Annotated in this window: 18 protein-coding genes; 6 read left to right on the top strand and 12 right to left on the bottom strand. The window is 67.3% G+C overall.

The window, feature by feature from the left end; genetic code table 11:
* Window positions 1–54: 54 nt before the first annotated feature.
* The 3 genes from A8G08_RS24910 to A8G08_RS24900 all read right to left on the bottom strand — a co-directional run bounded on the left by A8G08_RS24910 (window position 55) and on the right by A8G08_RS24900 (window position 3,055).
* Window positions 55–525: a hypothetical protein gene (locus A8G08_RS24910; protein WP_157108792.1), complete on the bottom strand. Its 471-nt coding sequence runs from the start codon at window positions 523–525 to the stop codon at window positions 55–57.
* A gap of 192 nt (window positions 526–717) precedes the next feature.
* Complete coding sequence (locus tag A8G08_RS24905) at window positions 718–1,599, bottom strand: LysR family transcriptional regulator (RefSeq protein ID WP_068280300.1); 882 nt, start codon at window positions 1,597–1,599, stop codon at window positions 718–720.
* A gap of 70 nt (window positions 1,600–1,669) precedes the next feature.
* Window positions 1,670–3,055, bottom strand: coding sequence for an amidase (locus A8G08_RS24900; RefSeq protein ID WP_245672993.1), 1,386 nt, complete (start codon window positions 3,053–3,055; stop codon window positions 1,670–1,672).
* A 223-nt stretch (window positions 3,056–3,278) separates the two neighbouring features.
* On the opposite strand from A8G08_RS24900, the gene A8G08_RS24895 reads away from it, so the two are divergent.
* The 3 genes from A8G08_RS24895 to A8G08_RS24885 are packed head-to-tail and all read left to right on the top strand — an operon-like array spanning window position 3,279 to window position 6,704.
* Window positions 3,279–5,717, top strand: a complete 2,439-nt coding sequence (locus A8G08_RS24895) for a serine/threonine-protein kinase (protein ID WP_068280297.1) — start codon at window positions 3,279–3,281, stop codon at window positions 5,715–5,717.
* A gap of 1 nt (window position 5,718) precedes the next feature.
* Window positions 5,719–6,438: a cyclase family protein gene (locus A8G08_RS24890; protein ID WP_068280294.1), complete on the top strand. Its 720-nt coding sequence runs from the start codon at window positions 5,719–5,721 to the stop codon at window positions 6,436–6,438.
* Window positions 6,439–6,464: 26 nt separating this feature from the next.
* Window positions 6,465–6,704, top strand: coding sequence for a hypothetical protein (locus A8G08_RS24885; RefSeq protein ID WP_068280291.1), 240 nt, complete (start codon window positions 6,465–6,467; stop codon window positions 6,702–6,704).
* A gap of 12 nt (window positions 6,705–6,716) precedes the next feature.
* Here the strand turns inward: A8G08_RS24885 and hpt are convergent, their stop codons facing one another.
* Genes hpt through dacB form a run of 4 tightly spaced genes read right to left on the bottom strand, consistent with a single transcriptional unit; the run spans window position 6,717 to window position 10,839 of the window.
* Window positions 6,717–7,271: a hypoxanthine phosphoribosyltransferase gene (hpt, locus tag A8G08_RS24880; protein WP_068280289.1), complete on the bottom strand. Its 555-nt coding sequence runs from the start codon at window positions 7,269–7,271 to the stop codon at window positions 6,717–6,719.
* Between the two features lie 54 nt (window positions 7,272–7,325).
* Complete coding sequence (gene tilS / locus A8G08_RS24875) at window positions 7,326–8,348, bottom strand: tRNA lysidine(34) synthetase TilS (protein ID WP_068280286.1); 1,023 nt, start codon at window positions 8,346–8,348, stop codon at window positions 7,326–7,328.
* Window positions 8,324–9,442: a zinc-dependent metalloprotease gene (locus A8G08_RS24870; RefSeq protein WP_068280386.1), complete on the bottom strand. Its 1,119-nt coding sequence runs from the start codon at window positions 9,440–9,442 to the stop codon at window positions 8,324–8,326. The genes tilS and A8G08_RS24870 overlap by 25 nt, the downstream gene beginning before the upstream one ends.
* Window positions 9,439–10,839, bottom strand: a complete 1,401-nt coding sequence (gene dacB, locus A8G08_RS24865; RefSeq protein WP_068280283.1) for a D-alanyl-D-alanine carboxypeptidase/D-alanyl-D-alanine endopeptidase — start codon at window positions 10,837–10,839, stop codon at window positions 9,439–9,441. The genes A8G08_RS24870 and dacB overlap by 4 nt, the downstream gene beginning before the upstream one ends.
* A 165-nt stretch (window positions 10,840–11,004) precedes the next feature.
* On the opposite strand from dacB, the gene A8G08_RS24860 reads away from it, so the two are divergent.
* Window positions 11,005–11,493, top strand: coding sequence for an inorganic diphosphatase (locus A8G08_RS24860; RefSeq protein WP_068280280.1), 489 nt, complete (start codon window positions 11,005–11,007; stop codon window positions 11,491–11,493).
* A gap of 108 nt (window positions 11,494–11,601) precedes the next feature.
* Here the strand turns inward: A8G08_RS24860 and A8G08_RS24855 are convergent, their stop codons facing one another.
* From A8G08_RS24855 to A8G08_RS24840, 4 genes are all read right to left on the bottom strand, one after another.
* Window positions 11,602–12,003, bottom strand: a complete 402-nt coding sequence (locus A8G08_RS24855) for a hypothetical protein (protein WP_157108791.1) — start codon at window positions 12,001–12,003, stop codon at window positions 11,602–11,604.
* A gap of 227 nt (window positions 12,004–12,230) precedes the next feature.
* On the bottom strand, window positions 12,231–12,737 hold the full coding sequence (locus A8G08_RS24850; protein WP_157108790.1) for a hypothetical protein: 507 nt from the start codon (window positions 12,735–12,737) through the stop codon (window positions 12,231–12,233).
* A 118-nt stretch (window positions 12,738–12,855) separates the two neighbouring features.
* Complete coding sequence (locus A8G08_RS24845) at window positions 12,856–14,457, bottom strand: MDR family MFS transporter (protein WP_245672996.1); 1,602 nt, start codon at window positions 14,455–14,457, stop codon at window positions 12,856–12,858.
* 176 nt (window positions 14,458–14,633) lie between these two features.
* Complete coding sequence (locus tag A8G08_RS24840) at window positions 14,634–15,191, bottom strand: MarR family winged helix-turn-helix transcriptional regulator (protein ID WP_245672992.1); 558 nt, start codon at window positions 15,189–15,191, stop codon at window positions 14,634–14,636.
* 135 nt (window positions 15,192–15,326) lie between these two features.
* On the opposite strand from A8G08_RS24840, the gene A8G08_RS24835 reads away from it, so the two are divergent.
* Both A8G08_RS24835 and A8G08_RS24830 read left to right on the top strand, forming a co-directional pair.
* Window positions 15,327–16,688 (top strand): tyrosinase family protein, encoded by a 1,362-nt coding sequence (locus A8G08_RS24835; RefSeq protein WP_157108789.1) that lies wholly within the window; start codon window positions 15,327–15,329, stop codon window positions 16,686–16,688.
* A 5-nt stretch (window positions 16,689–16,693) separates the two neighbouring features.
* On the top strand, window positions 16,694–17,389 hold the full coding sequence (locus A8G08_RS24830) for a copper chaperone (RefSeq protein WP_068280268.1): 696 nt from the start codon (window positions 16,694–16,696) through the stop codon (window positions 17,387–17,389).
* On the opposite strand, the gene A8G08_RS24825 is transcribed toward A8G08_RS24830, so the two are convergent.
* On the bottom strand, window positions 17,334–17,857 hold a 524-nt coding region (locus tag A8G08_RS24825), incomplete at its 5' end, for an EamA family transporter (protein WP_157108788.1). The genes A8G08_RS24830 and A8G08_RS24825 overlap by 56 nt on opposite strands.

Here is a 17,857-nt window from a genome sequence, read left to right as displayed (position 1 = left end):
CAACTGGACCCGCGGGCAATTTGCTCGCGGGTCCGCTGCGTTTGAATGGTGGATTCAGCCGCCCGAGTGTCTGACGATGGCCGTGGCGAATGCAATGGCCGCGAGCGGTTCGGCAAGAGATTGCTGGGCTCGCAACACCGTGTGGCGCGGCGTGTAAGTCGACGATGTCCATCCGCCGACTCGCTCGCCATCGATTTCGATCGAATAGCCGGTGTTCCGCAGAGTCGTCGCCCAGGTCCGGCCGACGAGCCTGCCCAGCACGCTGCCGTCGGGCCGACGAACGATAACGACGAAGCGCCGCAGAATTCCCCTGAACTCGATCCACAGGGTCGGCTCGTCTTCCTGATCCCGCACTTTCATTGGCCTGCAGGGAAAAAGCCAGCTGTTCGTGAATGCATTCAGAATCAGCAGCACCATGTTGCCGGACAACTGCGCGTAGCCGAGCAGGGCGTCGCGAGGATCCGAAACGGCGAACTCGGTGAAGAAGTGTGCTCGGGGACTCTTCGCAATCACCAGCTCGGACACATCCGGAAGGGAATGCTGACCAGTCTTATCGGTCATCGCCAGTTCCCATCGGAATATTCAGGCCCCCCTTAACCAAGAAACATCGCCACGGAATTTGACGCACGCCAACACGCAGCGGTTTCATGCGGCGCCCGTCCGGGCGCAGGCACGCCACCGTGCGCTACTCGAAGCTGGACCTTGCGCGCGAAAGCCCTACGCCGGGAAGAACTCCGCGTCGTCCTCGTGGCGGTAGACCTCGTCGATGAACTGCTTGATCGACGGGCGGTCGTCGTCGGCGCGCCAGGCCAGCACGAGATCGGCGGGCGGCAGATCCACCACGCGGCGCAACACCGTGCCGGGCCAGCGATGCGGTGGGATCGCGAATTCCGGCAACAGAGCGATGCCGAGTCCGAGTTCCACCGCCTCGACCCGCTCATCCGCGGTCGACGCCACACCGGTGATATTCGCCCGCGTGCCTTCCCGCATGTCGTTGCCGACCCAGTAGTCGCGCAGCACCCCGGCCGGTTCGGGTAGTGCGACGAAAGCCTCGTCGGCGATATCGGCGAAATTCAGCTCGGATCGGCTCGCGAGCGGATGCGCTAGCGGCAGCAGGGCCCAGCGGTGTTCGACTCGCACTTTGCGCCAGCGATAGGCATCCGAGTCGGCGAGCGGCAGCAGCACGATCGACACATCGGCCTTGCGGCTGTCCAGCCCGACCGAGGGGTCGATGTAGGTGGACGAGTACACGACAATCGGGCTGGAACTGCGCTGCTCCATCACCTCCAGCAGACCGAACTCGTGGTTGTACATCATGCCGAGCCGGATCCCATCGGCCGCGGGTACGAGCGCGGCGCGCGTCTTCTCCCACTGGTCGAGAATCTGGCGCGCGCCCTTCAGCAGCTCACGGCCGGCGACGGTCAGCGCGACCGACCGCTGGTTGCGGTCGAACAGCACCGTCCCGAGCTGCTTCTCGAGCTGCCTGATCTGGCGCGACAGCGTGGGTTGGCCGATCTGGAGGTCGGCCGCCGCCCTGGTGAAGTGCAGCCGATCAGCTACGGCAACGAAATACCGCAGGTCGCGCAGGCTGGGCTCCATGTAATGGTGCTATCAGAGATGGCCTACATGCGCCACGCAAGCACCCACCGTTCATCTTGATGCGACAGCGTCACGGCACAAGCATCCGCGGCGCCCTCGACCGCCACGGCCGACGGCTCTCGATCTGCCGGGCGATCGCGAGAATGTCGCGCTCGCGGCCGGGCTTGGCGATGATTTGTGCCGCTACCGGTGTCCGCGACACGGTATGCATACCCACCGGCACGCTCGCCCCGGGCCAGCCGAGCAGATTCCAGGTGCCGGCGAGCGGTGCATAGCCGATCCCGGCAACGACGTTGGAAAACCAGGACCGCTCACTCCACGCAGCTGCCGCCGAAGGCGGCTTGGCCAGTGTCGGCGTGATCAGTAGATCGATATCGGCGAACAACGCGAACATCGCTTGCTCGATGTCATCGACATCGGACTTCCGCACCAACCCGGCCCGCTGCACGGCACGCCCGAGCGCCGCATGCCAACGGTTGCGCGGCTGGACCAGCTTGCGGTCCAACTCGGCAATATCCTTGGCGGCGTTGGCAAGCCACCTCGAGACTGCCGCGACCGGCACTTTCGGGTACGGCACATCGACCGTCCGCACATCGTGCCCGACATCGCCCAGCACCGTCGCCGCCGTGCGCGCCGCCCGCGCCCACTCCTGATCGACTCGCACCAGCGGTGACACGCTCGCCGTCGACAGCCCTATTCGCAGGGGCTTCGCCCGGCGCACCCGCGACAGATCCGGCTCGTCCGCCATCACCGCGAGCACGAGCGCAGCATCTGCCACCGAGGTGCTCAGCACACCGTTCTCCGCCTGGCCCGACCACGAGTCGAGTCCGATCTGCGAGGGCACCACGCCCCGGCCGGGTTTGATGCCGAACAGTCCGCAGCACGCCGCCGGCACCCGCACCGAGCCGAATCCGTCGTTGCCGTGCGCGACCGGCACCATGCCGGCAGCCACCGCCGCAGCGGCGCCACCCGACGAACCACCGGCAGTCCGCTCGAGATTCCACGGGTTGCGTGTGACATGTCCGGGCGAGTCGGTGAACGGCCACGCGGCGAGTTCGCACATGGTGGTCTGTCCGACCACCACTGCCCCGGCCGCGCGCAACCGGGCGACCACCGGATGATCGGACTCCTCGATCGGCGGCGCACCGGCCCGCGTGCCGGCCTGCATAACCTCGCCTTCAACCTCGATGTTGTCCTTGATCGCGATCGGGACCCCGGCCAGCGGGAGGTCGCCCAGGTCCGGGCGAGAACTCAGAGCGTCGGCCTCGGCGAGTGCCCGGTGATAGCGGACGCACGCGAAAGCGCCGATTTCCGGGTCGAGCCGGCCGATGGCGTCAAGCGAAGCGCGGACGGGATCGCCGGGCGCGCAGCGTCCGGTACGCACCGCGTTGGCGATCGCGACCGCGGTGAAGGACTCATCGTCCAGCCACGGCGCCCGTGCCGAGCGCTGCTTCATACCGACGAGTATCCACCCGAAACCCCCCCGCTACCGGCGGATTCGCTCGCGATCCGCGTGTATCGGACAGCCGATGCCGATAGGTTGCGGCGACTATCATCGGCCATGTCCGTCCTAGCCCGGCTCTACGAGCGCCGCGCAAAGGTGTCCGCAAATCGAACCGGCACCGGGCCCAGCACCGTAGTCCGGAAAAACCCCAACCACCCGGAGTCAACCGATTGACATGACCGCAGGCGGCGCTGCCCCCGGATCGAAGCGAACCCGGTCGTACGACGACCCCGTCGCTTCGTTCGCGCGCGCCTGGGCGGATGCCGATACTCCGCCGGATCTGCACGAGTTCCTGCCGCCTGGCCCGGGCGCTACCGAGGCGCTCATCGACCTGATTCGCGTCGACCTGCAGCACCGCTGGCTGCAGGCGGGTACGCGCAAGCGCCTCGCCGACTACTGCGCCGAGTTTTCCGATCTGGAACCCTCCACGCTGCCCGCCGATCTGGTCTACGAAGAGTTCGTGATCCGACGGCACAGCGGCGAGCGCATCGATCCCGACGCCTATCTGCGCGAGTACCCGGCGCAGGCGACCGAGTTGGCCAAGCTGCTGAATGTCGAGGAACCCGATCCGAGTACCCGCCGCGTAGACGTGGACGGCACGGCCACCATGAACATGGCGATGGACGGTACGGCAACGATGGCAGTGGACGGCGCCGACGCCACCGACCAGACAGTCACCAGGGCGATGGGCGGCGCCGCCACGGCAGCCTTGGGCGGCGCCGCCACCATGGCCGCAAACCCGACGCTCGCTCCCTCGGCCGACCTAACCCGCACGGCCACACGCGCAGGCGGGGTGTTGTCCGAGCCCGATATCGAGCATCCGCTGGAGTCTGTCGACGTCGGGCAATCGGTTGACGATTTCGACCTGCTCACGGTCCTCGGCGCGGGCGCGTTCGCGCGCGTGTTCCTCGCCCGGCAACGCTCGATGCAGCGACTGGTCGCGGTCAAGGTATCCGCCGACCACGGCACCGAGCCGCAGACCCTGGCCCGGCTCGACCACGACTACATCGTGCGGGTCTTCGATCAGCGGGTGCTGCCCGAGCGTCGCCTGCGCTTGCTCTACATGCAGTTCCTGCCGGGCGGTACGTTGCTCGGCGCGCTGCGCTGGGTCCGCGCGACGCCGCCCGAGCAGCGCAATGGCCAACTGCTGCTCGACGCGGTGGATGCCGCGATGGAGGAGAAGGGCGAGATCCGGCCCAGCGATTCGAGTGTGCGCGCCGAGATCGCGGGTCTGAGTTGGCCCGAGACCGTCGCCTGGCTGGGCCGCCGGCTCGCCGAGGCGCTCGAATACGCCGGCCGGCACGGCGTGCTGCACCGCGATGTGAAGCCGGCGAACATCCTGCTCACCTCCGAGGGCGTGCCGAAGCTCGCCGACTTCAATATCAGCTACAGCCGCACCGTCGCCGGTACGAGTCCCGTCGCCTACTTCGGTGGATCCCTGTCCTACATGTCCCCGGAGCAGCTCGCCGCGTGCCACACCGACCGCGCCGACACCCCGGCCGACCTCGATACGCGCAGCGACATCTTCGCGCTCGGGGTGGTGCTGTGGGAGCTGCTCACCGGCAACAAGCCGTTCGGCGACGACGGGGCTGCGGGCAGCGATGACACGGTGATAGACGCGATGCTGGCCAACCGCGCGGACGGGATCGGCCCCGCGGCGCTCTCCCAGCTGCCCGAAGACTGCCCCGCCGCGTTGTCCCGGGTGCTGACAACGGCGCTCGCGCCCAATCCCGACGACCGCTGGGCCAGCGCCGCTGAACTCGCCCAGCAGTTCGAGCTATGCCTCGATGCGCGGGCGCGCGACCTCGTGGATCCGCCGCCGGGCAGTTGGCGGCTGAAGTTGCGGCCGTACGTATTCCCGATCGTTGCGCTAGCGATTGGCGTCCCGAACGCGCTCGCGAGCGTTTACAACATCTATCACAACCAGACGCTGATCATCAGCAAGCTCTCCGAGGACGCGCAGAGCGAATTTCAGACTGTCACCGCATTCGTCAACGTGCTCTTATTCCCGCTCGCGGGAGCGCTGATGGTCTACGTGGCCAGACGTGTGATCAGCGTGCCACGCGGGCTACGCAAGGGTCGTGTGTACGACGAGCAAACACTTGCTCAGGCGCGGAGCGACACACTGTTGGCTACCGACCGGATCGTGTGGATTGCCTTTGGCGCCTGGATCCTTGCAGGCTTGACGTTCCCGATTTCGCTGCAACTGGTGCCCGGTGACGTACCGGCCGGCGCTTACCTGCATATTTTCGGCTCGCTGGTGGTGTGCGGTGCGATCGCGGTTGCCTATCCCTTCTTCCTGGTCACATTCTTTTTAGTCCGCAGCGTCTATCCGATCTTTCTCCAGCAGAGCAAACCGACCGAGACCGACGCACTCCAGCTGCGTGGGCTCGACCGGCGCAGCAATTTCTATCTCGCAGTCGCCGCGTCGGTGCCGCTGCTCGGCGTTGCCGGTGTCACCTTCATCGCGCCCGACGACATACCGTCCGTGATCGTGGCGGTTCGGGTGCTATGCGTGCTGGGCATTCTCGCCTTCGTCGGCGCGTACCGACTGTTCCGGATGCTCGAGGAGGATCTGCGCGCGCTCGAACGCGTCGTCGCGGGCGGACGCTGACATGGCGCCATGGCAGGTGATCAGCCTGTCGCACGTCCTCGACCCGGCGACGACGAGTGTTTTCCCCGGCGACCCGGCACCCGAGCTGACCGAGATCGCCACCCTGGCCGAGCACGGCTACCTGCTGCGCCGGCTGACCATCGGCGAGCACAGCGGGACGCACTGGGGCGCGCCCGCGCATTTCGATCCGCACGGTTGCAGCGCGGATGAGCTGGACCCCGATGACCTGCTTCGGCCGGCGGTCAAGATCGACGTGCGTGCTGCCGCCGCGGCCGACCCTGACTACGCGGTGACCGTGGCTGACCTACACGACTGGGAGGAGCGGCGCGGCCCGATTCCACCGGGCGCCGCGGTGATCGCCTGGACCGGCTGGGAATCCCGGTGGGGCACGCACGAGTTCGCGAACCTCGATGACGCGGGCGCGATGCATCAGCCGGGCTTCTCGATCGAGGCGGTCCGCTGGCTGCTCGACACCGGCCGGCTGCATCGCCAGGGCGCGCTCGGCACCGACACGTTCGGTCCGGACATCGGCATCGACGCCGACTACACCGTCTCGAAGCTGCTCTACCGCGAGCACCGGATCAGCCTGGAATGCCTGAGCGGGCTTGCGGCACTGCCGGAATCAGGTGCGTGGGTGCTCGCAGGCGGTTTGATAACCGCAGGTGGGACGGGTTCGCCGGCGACCGTGTTCGGATTGATGCCTCCGAAGACCCGCCGGTAACCTCACCGCGCGCTTACGGTTTGAACATGACCGGCAGCGAACGGCCCGCCAAGGAGGCGGGATTCCACGTAGGCGATCGGGTCAGCACGGTGGTCATCGGCGAATCGGGAACGGACAAGTTCGAGGGCACGATCGTCGAGGACTTCGGTTCCTCGACCGACGCCCCCGGTCTCGGCCGGACGTGGGCGGCGCAGCGGCAGTGGGGCGTCGCCCTCGACGATGGCCGCTTGGTGTTCCGCAACACCGACGAAATCACCAACGTCTGATCAGCGGAGCGCTCAGCCGCCGTACACCTTCGGCTCGAGCGTGCCGATGTACGGCAGGTCCCGGTAACGCTCGGCGTAGTCGAGGCCGTAGCCGACCACGAACTCGTTGGGGATATCGAATCCGACAGCGGCAACCTCGACGTCGGCCTTCACCGCATCGGGCTTGCGCAGCAGCGTCACGACCTCGAGCGCGGCCGGCTGCCGGCTCGACAGATTGCGCTTGAGCCAGGACAGCGTGAGGCCGGAGTCGATGATGTCCTCGACGATGACGACGTTGCGGCCCGCAATGTCCTTGTCGAGGTCCTTGAGGATGCGCACCACGCCCGACGACGAGGTGGACGACCCGTACGAACTGACCGCCATGAATTCCATCTGGGTCGGGACTGGCAGCGCCTTCGCGAAGTCGGTCATGAAGAAGATCGCGCCCTTCAGGACGCCGACGAGCAGCAGGTCACCCTCGGGCGATCCGGCCGGGAAGCGCTTGGCGACATCCTCGGCGAGTTCGGCCACTCGGGTTTGAATCTGTTCTTCGGTCAGCAAGACCGAAGCGATGTCGCCCTCGTACACGTCCCCGGAATCCCTTCGGTCGATCTTTGTCCCATTCCGGAACTGTGCTCACGTCTAAGTGTCGCGCCCCGGAGGCTCGAATCCCTCGGTTTGGCGTTCGAGCGTGAGCCTCCCACGCCTGCGCGAGGCTACCAACCTGACTCCGGGCGCCCCGCCCCCGACTGCAACACCGCCTTGACCTCGCCACTTCATCACAAGATCGTCCACGGCGTGCAGATGCTTGGAGGTGACGGCTCGCGCACCGCCGTCGAGCAACCAGGCCCGAATGATCCGCCGCCGCAATGCGGCCGGTTCATCGGCGAGCACAGCGGTGTCGAGATCAGTGCCTGCGTGTGCCCGCCGGGATGCTTCGGCCGTGATCGCGTCGAGCGCATCATCGTCCTCGCGCAGTTGATCGCCGGTGCGCGCGAGCGCGGCCGCGACGCCGCCGCCGAGCACCTGTTCGAGCAGCGGCAGCACCTCCCCGCGCAACCGGGCTCGGACAAAATCGGGCGCGCTGTTGTGCGGATCCTCGTACACCGGCAGGTCCAGATCGGCGCACATCTGTCGCGTATCCGCACGCCGGACACCGAGCAGCGGGCGTCCCCAGGGTGGGTCGTAGGCGCGCATGCCGTGAATCGAGCGGCCACCCGATCCGCGCGCGAGCCCGAGCAGCACCGTCTCGGCCTGATCATCGAGGGTATGGCCGAGCAGCACCGGGATTCCCGGATCGACACCGGCGCGTAGTGCCGCGTACCGGGCTTCCCGCGCTGCGGCTTCCAGTCCCCCTGCGCCACTGACCTTGACCGGAAGCACCCGAGCGGACGCACATCCCAGCCCGAGCGCCGCCCGTTCGGCACGCGCCGCAACATCGGCCGAGTCGGCCTGCAGTCCGTGGTCGACGATCAGCGCATGCACCTGTGCTGCCTCGACGGTGGCGGCGGCCGTGAGCGCGAGCGAGTCGGCGCCGCCGGAAAGCGCCACCGCGACCGGCGCGGACACACCGGTATCGGCCAGCCAGGACCGCACCGCACGGCGCACGGTGAGCACCGCTGCCGTCTCGGGTAACACGGCTAGCCCAGTACCCGCGCGACCCATTTGTCCGGCTCGTCGATTTCGCTGGGCAGCGGCAGTGTTTCGGGGCCGGTCCAGATGGAGTTGAACTCGTCCATCCCCACGCGGTCCACGACGGCATCCACAAATGCCTTGCCGCGGACGTACTGCGCCATCTTCGCGTCGATCCCGAGCAACGCGCGCATCAGCCGCTGCAGCGGACTCACCGAGCGGCGGCGGCGCGCATCGAAGGATTGGCGGATCTGCTCGACCGTCGGCACGACTGCCGGACCGACCGCGTCCATGACGTGATCGGCGTGCCCTTCGAGCAGTGTGCCGAGCACAAGCAGGCGATCGAGCGCGTCGCGCTGAGCCGGAGCCTGCGTCGCCCGCAGGAGGCCCACCAGACCGGCCTGCCCCGGATCACCGTCCGGGTTGCGGCGGCGCTCGCGCAGCGCCTCGTTGAGTCGGCCGAGCACGACACCGAACGATTCTTCGGTCACTTCGCTCAGGTCGCCAACAGCCTTCTGCATGTAATCGACCAACCACGGCGACGAGGAGAACTGCACGCGGTGGGTGACCTCGTGCAGGCATACCCAGAGCCGGAAATCGCTCGGCTTCACCCGCAGGGTTCGTTCGACCGCAACGATGTTCGGGGCCACCAACAGCAGCGTGCCGTCGGCACCGGTGAACGGGTCGTATTGGCCGAGGATCGCGGTCGAGACGAACGCCAGCATCGCCCCGGCCTGCAGTCCGGCGGGTTTGCCCGCCAACTTCGCAACCGCCGCACTGGTATCCGATTCGGCGGATTCGTCGTCGGACCTGGCCGCAACGCTGGTGAGTTCGGCCATCGAGCGCGCGGCGGCCCGCACCCAGCCCGGCCGGTCCACGATCTGCGCGGCCGGGATCGGCAGCCCGTCGGCCAGGCGGGTGACCTCGCGCACCGGCCCCTCGGCGCGCACCGAGGCCTCGCTCAGTTCCGCGACGGCCTGCTCAGCGGTGTATCGGGAGGCCAGCGGACCGCGCGGCGCCAACCGCACGCCGGTGCTCGCCGCGAAATCCCAATCGACAGTGCCCGCAAGCGTGTGCTTGTGGTCGGTCTCCGGGCCACTGCTCGGCGGTGCGGAAATGTTCGTCATCGGCACCCACAGGATCGCAGTGTTCCTGCCACCGCGTCGAGTGCCGGCCGACTGTCCACAGGTGGCGTGCCGTTGGACAGGAGCGCGAATGTCAGCACTCGCTGGTCGACGTCGATCACCGAACCCACCAATGCACTTGCCTCCGAGAGTGTCCCCGTTTTGGCCCGGACCCAGCCGGCCCCGGCCCGATCCCCCGCGGCGTAGCGATCGGCGAGCGTGCCCGTCGCGCCCGCCACCGGTAGGTAGTCCAACATCGGCCGCAGTTCGGTTTCATCCGGGCCGGCGGCCATGGCGACGATCCGGCCGAGCGCCCGCGCCGGCGCCAGATCGTTCACCGACAGACCACTGACGTCGGACAGCCGTACCCCGGCGAGATCGACACCAGCGCCCGAGAGCGTGTCGGTGACTGCTCGGACCGCGCCGTCGAACGATCCGGCCTGCGCGGTCCGGTCACCCGCGAGGTCGATCGCCAGTTCCCTGCCGATCGCTTCCGCGAGCACGTTGTCCGAGCGCCACATCATCTGCCCGAGTCGGTCCCGCAGCGGCGCCGACTGCACGACCGCGACCGGTGCGGCCCCCGCGGGCGCGGCGCCGAACCGCACGTTCGCCGGGTCGATGCCGAGCGCGATCGCAAGCGCGCGTCCCGCATCCAGCGCCGGCGTGGGCGTACGCGGCGACTCGTCCTCGAGCGGAACGATCCGTCCACCGTCGAGCATCACCGGTTCGATGGGAGCAATGAACCCGCCGGCGATGTCGGCAGGCACCCAACCCTCGGCCATCGTCGGCCCCGAGTACGCGCTGGTATCCACGAGGATCGTGTCCGCCGCGACGCCGCTGCGGCGCACCTGTTCGGCGAGGTCCTCGATGCGTGCGGCCCCGGGATAGAAGTTCGGTGCGCCGATCGGCTGCGCGGTCAGCGTCGGATCACCGCGGCCCACCAGGACGAGCTCGTTGGGTGCGTCGCCGCGCACGACGTCGGTGCTCACCCGGTGATCGATCGGCAGTGCGAGGAGCGCGGCGGCCGAGGTGAGGATTTTGGCCGTGGAGGCCGGGGTGAGCGGCGTGTCCGGATCGACGCCCCACAGCACGGTGCCCGTCGCTGCATCGGTCACGACACCGGCGAACCGGCCCAGCGCCGGATTCGCGATGACCGGGGCCAGCGCGGCGCCGAGCACCGCGGGCACCGGCATGGGCGCACCCTGTGGAACCGCCATGACCTGCGGCGCGGGCAACACGGGAGGCGGTGCGGGCGCTGTAGTGAGTGCCTCGCTGCCGGATCCGTCCCACGGCGATGTCGCGGTCACCACGACGACCCCGACCAGCAGGACCGCAACCGCGATCATCGAGAGAATGATTTGATTTCGCCGCCGGCGGCGCATTGTCGCGACCGAGCCCATGACCTTCCTGCGCTGCATCGTGGCAGGCTGCGGTGATGTCTTGATCGGCTGCCCCGCCAACTAGTCTCCGTCCCTGAGAGTGGACCTCACAGCCCAGAATATCCTCGACGCGATACCCTTCCACCGACGAAATGCCGGGGGAAATCCGCCAAAGAGGAGTGCAGCGTGGAGTTCGACGCAACCATCGAGATTCCGAAGGGATCGCGGAACAAGTACGAGGTCGATCATGAGTCGGGCCGTCTCAGGCTCGATCGGTACCTCTACACGTCGATGGTCTACCCGGCCAACTACGGCTACATCGAGGACACCCTCGGTGAGGACGGCGACCCGCTCGACGTGCTGGTGCTGCTGCCCGAGGCCGTCGTGCCGGGCGTGCTCGTCGCCGTCCGCCCCGTCGGCATGTACAAGATGGTCGACGAGGCCGGCGGCGACGACAAGGTGCTCGCCGTGCCCGCGGGCGACCCGCGCTGGGATCACATCCAGGACATCGGCGACGTGCCGTCCTGGGAGCTCGACCCGATCAAGCACTTCTTCGAGCGCTACAAGGACCTCGAGCCGGGCAAGTACGTCAAGGGCTCGGAGTGGGTTGGTCGCGCCGAGGCCGAGGCCGAGGTCGAGCGGTCCATCGCGCGCCTGAAGGAACAGGGCCACTGAGCGACACCCACTAGGGTTGATTCACGAATGTGCTCGTGGAGGTGAGAATTCGCCTCCACGAGCACTTTTCGTTTTGAGAAGGTTCTCTGCGCATGTGCTGTGCCAGCTCTAGTGCCTATGCACGCTGGGGTGATGGATGGCGACGGCCTCGCCGCTGGCGAGTGTGACGGCGGCGTTCAGTTTCTCTCGCCACCGTGCGCGGAGCACCGCCAGAACTACTCCGTCGTCGCCGACGCCTCCCGTGTCTGTGTCGATCGACGACCTCACTTCGAATCGCTTGACGCCTTCGGCGGCGATTCCACTCAGCGACATCCATCCGAACTCCGGCGGTTCCTTTCCGACGGACGGATCACCGACTTGATGGACAGTCAATCGGTCCAAGTACGAGGCGCGGAACGAGCGGCTGAATCCAACGCGGGGATTCGGTACGCCGAGGATGAGCGATGCCTCCGGTGAATCTCCGCTTTGTTGAACAAGAACCGCCCAGCGCGTCGTATCGGCGGCGAACACGACGGCGACATCGGAGTCACGCTCGACGAGTCGCACAGGACCGAATCGCTGCCCCGCCGTAGCGCGATGCATCAACGGCACTTCTTCGCTCGCGAGCCTGACTGCCGGGTGGGTTCCGAGATCTTCGTCGATTCTGTCGCGCACAGGCATCAACGTGTTCCCTCGATCGTCTTGCGGGGGTCCCGACGATATCCGGATACCCATATCCCCTCCAGGCCGAGCCGCGTTCAGGACAGGATAACGATGTTGTCGCGCAATACCTGGGCATCGGGAAGTGTGAGAATGACATCGGTCGTAGGAAGTCCGACCTCGGGCCAGGCGATGCGGTAATGGACCCGGGAGGACTTCGCAAACTCCTTCGTGTAAAAGAGGAATTCGCGTTCGTATCTTTCAGGGTCGCGGCCGAAACCCTCGGTACTTTTTCTCTGAAAGGGTTGGGCAGTTGAATCGTCGAGAGCACCGAACCGGAGTCCCACGCCCAGATCGTTTGCTGGATGCCGGTTTCCGGTGATCGGGTCGATCTCGGCGCTCGCGGTGTACTGGCGTGCGACAAGCTGGGCGGCGCTCCCGGTTGCGGCAACAACGAGCGCGATCTCAAGGCCCGATGAATACGCGAAAATGGAGCGCAATCCCACCACAATCCCCGTCGTTCGCGCCAAGATCGCAGGCCCATGCGCCACCGCGGCCAGCTCATTCGATCGCCTTGGCGGTAACACACCCATATGCCACGTCATAGCGCAAGACTCGCAGTGCTGCGCACAGATTGCCACTACGCCCGAAACGAATAGCCGAAGCTCACGGGTCGACTGACGAGCATATTGAGCAGTTGTCCGCGCTGCCCTTGTGAACGCCTCACCCAGCGAGTTCCGCCTCGGCGAGCCCGGACCCGGTGCGCAACGGGATTTCCTTCCAGAACAAGACCAGCGCGGCCCCGATGGCGAGCACGATCGCCACGACGAGGAACACCGTCGAGATCGCGTCGGCGAACCCGACCTGGAACGGGCGGGCCAACGTGGCGCTGAGCTGCTGAACGATCGAACTGTCCTCGAGCACCCCGCTCGCGGCGGACATATCGTGATTCATCAGGCCGCTGGCAAGCGCCTGATCGGCCTCGTTTGTGCTGTGCGCACCGGCAACGATCGCCTGCCGGAAGTCCGGATTCTGCGCCGATGCGCGCAACTCGTCCTCGATGTTCGGCGCCAACTGCGCGAACAGGACCGACAGGAACGCCGCGATACCGAGCGTGCCGCCGATCTGCCGGAAGAACGTGGCGGTCGACGTGGACACGCCCATATCGCGCGGGGGCAGCGCGTTCTGCATCGCCAGCATCATCGGCGACATGACGTTGCCGAGCCCGAGGCCGAGCACCAGCATGAACGCCATAACGATCCACATGTCGGTGTCGACATCGACGAAGTGCAGCAGGAACATGCCGAGCGCGGCCAGCGCCAGTCCGGCAAGCGGGAAGATGCGGTAGCGGCCGGTTCGGGCGATCACCAGACCCGACCCGATCGAGCCGATCATCATGCCGAGCACCGAGGGCAGCATCTGCATACCGGCCAGCGTCGGACTCGAGCCGCGCGCCACCTGCAGGTACTGCGGGATCAGCGCGATGCCGCCGAACATGCCCGCGCCCACCGCAACCGAGATGACGATGCCGAGCGCGAAGGTGGCGTTCCTGAAGACCCGCAACGGAATCAGGGCGTCGTCGCCCATCCATCTCTCCACCGCGATGAATGCCGCGATCCCTACCGCGCCGATGACGTAGCAGGCCAGCGACCGCGGCTCGGTCCAGCCCCATTCCCGGCCCTGTTCGGCGACGACCAGGACCGGCACGATGCCAACCGCCAGCAGCGCGGTGCCCCACCAGTCGATGCGCAGTGAGGCGGCCCGCCGCGGCGGCAGGTGCAGCACCTTGGTGACCACGGCGAGCGCAACCAACCCGACCGGCAGGTTCACCAGGAACACCCAACGCCAGCCGCTGATCCCGAGGATTTCGTCCTGGCCCGCGAACATCCCGCCGAGCACCGGCCCGATCACGCTGGCAAGACCGAACGAGGCCAGGAAGTAGCCCTGGTAGCGGGCGCGATCGCGGGGGCTGACGATGTCGCCCATGATCGCGAGTGCGAGGGACATCAACCCGCCCGCGCCGAGGCCCTGTACCGCACGGAAGGCGGCCAGTTCGTACATCGTCTGCGCGGTGGTGCACAGCAGCGAACCGACAAGGAAGATCGAGATCGCGAGAATGTAGAACGGCTTGCGGCCGTACATATCCGACAACTTGCCGTACAGCGGTGTGGCAAGGGTGGCGGTGATCAGGTACGCCGTCGTCGCCCAAACCTGCAGCGCGTAGCCGTTCAGGTCGTCGGAGATGGTGCGGATCGCGGTGGACACGATCGTCTGATCGAGGGCCGCGAGAAGCATGCCGAGGATGAGGCCGCTCAGGATGATCATGATCTGCCGGTGGGTGAACTCCACCGGCGCGGTGGCAGTGGTTACGTCACCGCTGCCGTCGACGCCCGCGTTGGCCGGGCTGGTGTCGACGTCGTTCGTATCGGTGGCGTCCGTGTCGGCGCCCACCGCTCTGTCTGTCATGGAGTGTTGCGTTCCCTTTTTCATAACCCGCGGCACTAGACCGCCGCGGCATCCAATCGGCGCCGCAGCGCCGCAAGCAGTTCGGGCCGGAACTTTTCGTAGTCGACGACGAACTTTTCGAGCAGCCGGACGAATTCGGCGCGGTCGTCGTTCGACCAGTCGGTGACGATCCGGGCGACACTCGCCGTGCGCCTGCGCCGCATGTCCTCGACCATCGCTTGGCCCTCGTCGGTGACGCGTAGGACGCAGGCCCGGCCGTCCTCCGGATCGGGCAACCGCTGCACGAGACCGCGCTTGACCAACTGGGCCACCTGCCGGCTGACCGAGGATGGATCGGAATACATCGCCTCGGCCAGGACACCGGCCCGCATCGGGCCATCGGTCTCGAGTCGCAGCAAGCAGTGGAAGACCGAGATATCGAGCTGATCCGCTGCGAGGTCGGTCACCTGCGCGAAGGTTCGCTCACGCACGCGCTGCAGCATCGCGAGGGCCACGGCGAGTTCACGCGCGAGCGGCTCGTCCGACGGATCGGTATCGAACAGCGGGTCGCCTAGGGAAAAGCCCTGGTCTCCCACATTCTTCGGGTCGGTCACCACACCACCAATGCTTGCGTTCTGCAACTTGTTGTATGGCGAAAGTATCGGACCACGTGCCACCCGGCAAGAAGATTCTTCGGCGCAGCGCGCTTCGTGCAGACAATCGGTGCGGCGACGGAGAGAATCGGCACTGTGGCAACAGATTTGGTGCGACCCGACGTCTGGACGCTCGAAGCGCAGGGACCGTGGCATCCAGTGCTCCTCGCCTACGCCCGCGCGATCGGCGTTATGACCCAATTGCCCGATTCCGACCCACGCAGCCTGATCTATCAGGCCGCCGTGCACGGCAACGCGACCGGCGACGAGTTTCTCGACCAGTGCCAGCACCAGAGCTGGTACTTCCTGCCATGGCACCGGATGTACCTGTACTGGTTCGAGGACATCGTCCGCGGGATCGTCACCGGCCTCGACGGAGTCGATGAGCAGACCCGAACCGACTGGGCGCTGCCCTACTGGAATTACGGCGGTGACGAGTCCACCCGCGCGATTCCGCCGTCGTTCCTGGCAGCGACGCTGCCCGACGGTTCACCGAACCCGCTGCGGGTGCCGCGCCAGCTCGATGTCGGAGACCTCCTGCCGGCCACGGACGCGGACAGTGTCGCCGCGCTGGCCACCGACCGGTTTGCCGGCATCGGCGGTTTCGGTGGCGCCCGAACCGGGCGCAACCACTTCGCCGAGGATCCCGATGCCCGGCCGGGCACATGCGAGATGACGCCGCACAACACCGTGCACTCGACGGTGGGCGGGCTGCTCGGCCAGTTCGAGACAGCCGGCCTCGACCCGCTGTTCTGGCTGCATCACTCGAATATCGATCGACTCTGGGAAGTCTGGGCGGTCACGCTGGGCAACTCGAACCCGAGCGATCCTGCGTGGCTGACCGGACAGACCTTCAAATTCCGTGACGGGTCGGGCAACGAGCAGCGGCAACAACCCGCGGACGTGACCTCGACGCTGACACAATTGCACTACCGGTACGAGGACATCTCCGGTCCACCCGCAACCCCGGGAGAGGATGTGCCGCGAGCGCAGCGGCCGACCGAGCTGATCGGCGCGAGCGAGGGAAGTGTGGCGCTGAGCGGCGCCGCAGAATCGGCGCAGTTCGACGTTTCACCGCCGACCCGCCGCGCACAAGGTCGCGTCTTCCTCACCGTGGACGATGCGACGGCGAGCGAGCTACCCGCAATGACCTACCGGGTGTATCTCACCGTGCCCGACGACGATCCCGCGACCATCGACGATTTCTATGTGGGCACCGCGTCATTCTTCGGCGCCGACCGCGCGGGCGCGAGCCTGCGACTGGCCTTCGACGTCACCGATCTCTACGCCCGGCTGCGCCGCGACGAGCGGTGGAACGACCGGGTCTCGGTGACGTTCGTACCGAACTGGATCGCCGCGGAGGGCGATTCGCCCGCAGTCGCCGGGGAATTCAGCGGCCGGCTGGACCAGCAACCCGGCGCGGTCCGGCTCGGCCGCGTCGGGATTGTCATGGACTGAACGCGATGGCGACGCTGGCTGGTTCTCGATCGCGGGTCGCCGACCTGCGGGAAGGCTTCCTGGCGGCGCACCCGGAATTGCCGTTCTTCGCGGTCTCCGGGCTCGCATGGGCGGTCGTGGCGGTGTCGCATGCCGACGGCTGGTCGCATTCGTCGGCCGCGGCCACACTCGTCGCCGCATCGGCGATGACTGTGGCGATGATGCTGCCCACTGCCTTGCCTAGCGCCCGGCGCGTGGCACTGGACGGGATGTGGACGCGGCGGATGCGCGGACCCGCACTGTTCCTCGTCGCGTACCTGTTCGTGTGGATCATGTTCGGCGCCATGGCAATCGGCGTGTTCGAGCAGCTGCCCCCGAGTGCCGACCTGGTTCCGGTCGCGCTGGCCGCGGCCGCAGTGTGGCAGCTGACGCCCGGCAAGCGCGAGTTCCTGCGCGACTGCCACCGGGTGCCCGCGATCCCGCCGCGCGGGTTTGCCGCGGACCGTGGTTGCGTGCGGGCCGGGCTGACCAGCGGATCGCGTTGCGTCGGAGAGTGTGGACTGCTGATGCTGCCGATGTACGCCGCGGCGCACGCGTGGTGGCTCGTGGTGCCTATCGCCGCAATCATCTGGGCCGAACAGCTGCGCACCGACGGAGCGCGGTGGCTCAGACCGGCTGCGGCACTGCTTGCGGTGGCGGCGGTACTGACGGAGCTTCGCTGACCGGATCGCCCTGACTTCCGCGCGCGGACCCAACCCCCACGCTTCCGCGTGCGGAACCGATGCCAGCCGCCACTACCAGGCCCATGCCGAGCACCGCGCCGAACCATGGAACCTGATGCAGCACAACCAGTCCGATCACCATCGCGATCGCCGGCTCCAGGCTCATCAGCGTGCCGAACGTGGCCGCGGGCAGCCGGCGCAGCGACAGCATTTCGAGGGCGAACGGAACAATCGGGAGCAGGATCGCCAGCGCAAGACCGGCCAGGACAAGCTGCCAGGTCAGCTGCGGCACGGTCACCGGACCGGCGATCAGGCCACCGACGATGGCCGCCACCGGCATCGAGATCGCGAGCCCGCCGAAGCCCGACACCGCATCGCCGACACGTTGGGTGAGCAGGATGTAGGCGGCCCAGCAGGCCGCAGCGCCCAGCGCGAATCCCACGCCGACGAGGCTGGTGCTGCCGGTCC

Source organism: Aldersonia kunmingensis (genome assembly GCF_001646865.1).
GTDB lineage: Bacteria > Actinomycetota > Actinomycetes > Mycobacteriales > Mycobacteriaceae > Aldersonia > Aldersonia kunmingensis.
The sequence above is the reverse complement of the archived record's forward strand: the minus strand, read 5'-3'. Positions and strand labels throughout refer to the sequence as shown.

Bases quoted from the DNA above. Each gene is read 5' to 3' on its own strand.
- A8G08_RS24905 (WP_068280300.1), bottom strand. From the start codon at position 1,599: ATGGAGCCCAGCCTGCGCGACCTGCGGTATTTCGTTGCCGTAGCTGAT.
- A8G08_RS24900 (WP_245672993.1), bottom strand. From the start codon at position 3,055: ATGAAGCAGCGCTCGGCACGGGCGCCGTGGCTGGACGATGAGTCCTTC.
- A8G08_RS24895 (WP_068280297.1), top strand. From the start codon at position 3,279: ATGACCGCAGGCGGCGCTGCCCCCGGATCGAAGCGAACCCGGTCGTAC.
- A8G08_RS24890 (WP_068280294.1), top strand. From the start codon at position 5,719: ATGGCGCCATGGCAGGTGATCAGCCTGTCGCACGTCCTCGACCCGGCG.
- A8G08_RS24885 (WP_068280291.1), top strand. From the start codon at position 6,465: ATGACCGGCAGCGAACGGCCCGCCAAGGAGGCGGGATTCCACGTAGGC.
- tilS (WP_068280286.1), bottom strand. From the start codon at position 8,348: ATGGGTCGCGCGGGTACTGGGCTAGCCGTGTTACCCGAGACGGCAGCG.
- A8G08_RS24870 (WP_068280386.1), bottom strand. From the start codon at position 9,442: ATGACGAACATTTCCGCACCGCCGAGCAGTGGCCCGGAGACCGACCAC.
- dacB (WP_068280283.1), bottom strand. From the start codon at position 10,839: ATGGGCTCGGTCGCGACAATGCGCCGCCGGCGGCGAAATCAAATCATT.
- A8G08_RS24850 (WP_157108790.1), bottom strand. From the start codon at position 12,737: ATGACGTGGCATATGGGTGTGTTACCGCCAAGGCGATCGAATGAGCTG.
- A8G08_RS24845 (WP_245672996.1), bottom strand. From the start codon at position 14,457: ATGATCATCCTGAGCGGCCTCATCCTCGGCATGCTTCTCGCGGCCCTC.
- A8G08_RS24830 (WP_068280268.1), top strand. From the start codon at position 16,694: ATGGCGACGCTGGCTGGTTCTCGATCGCGGGTCGCCGACCTGCGGGAA.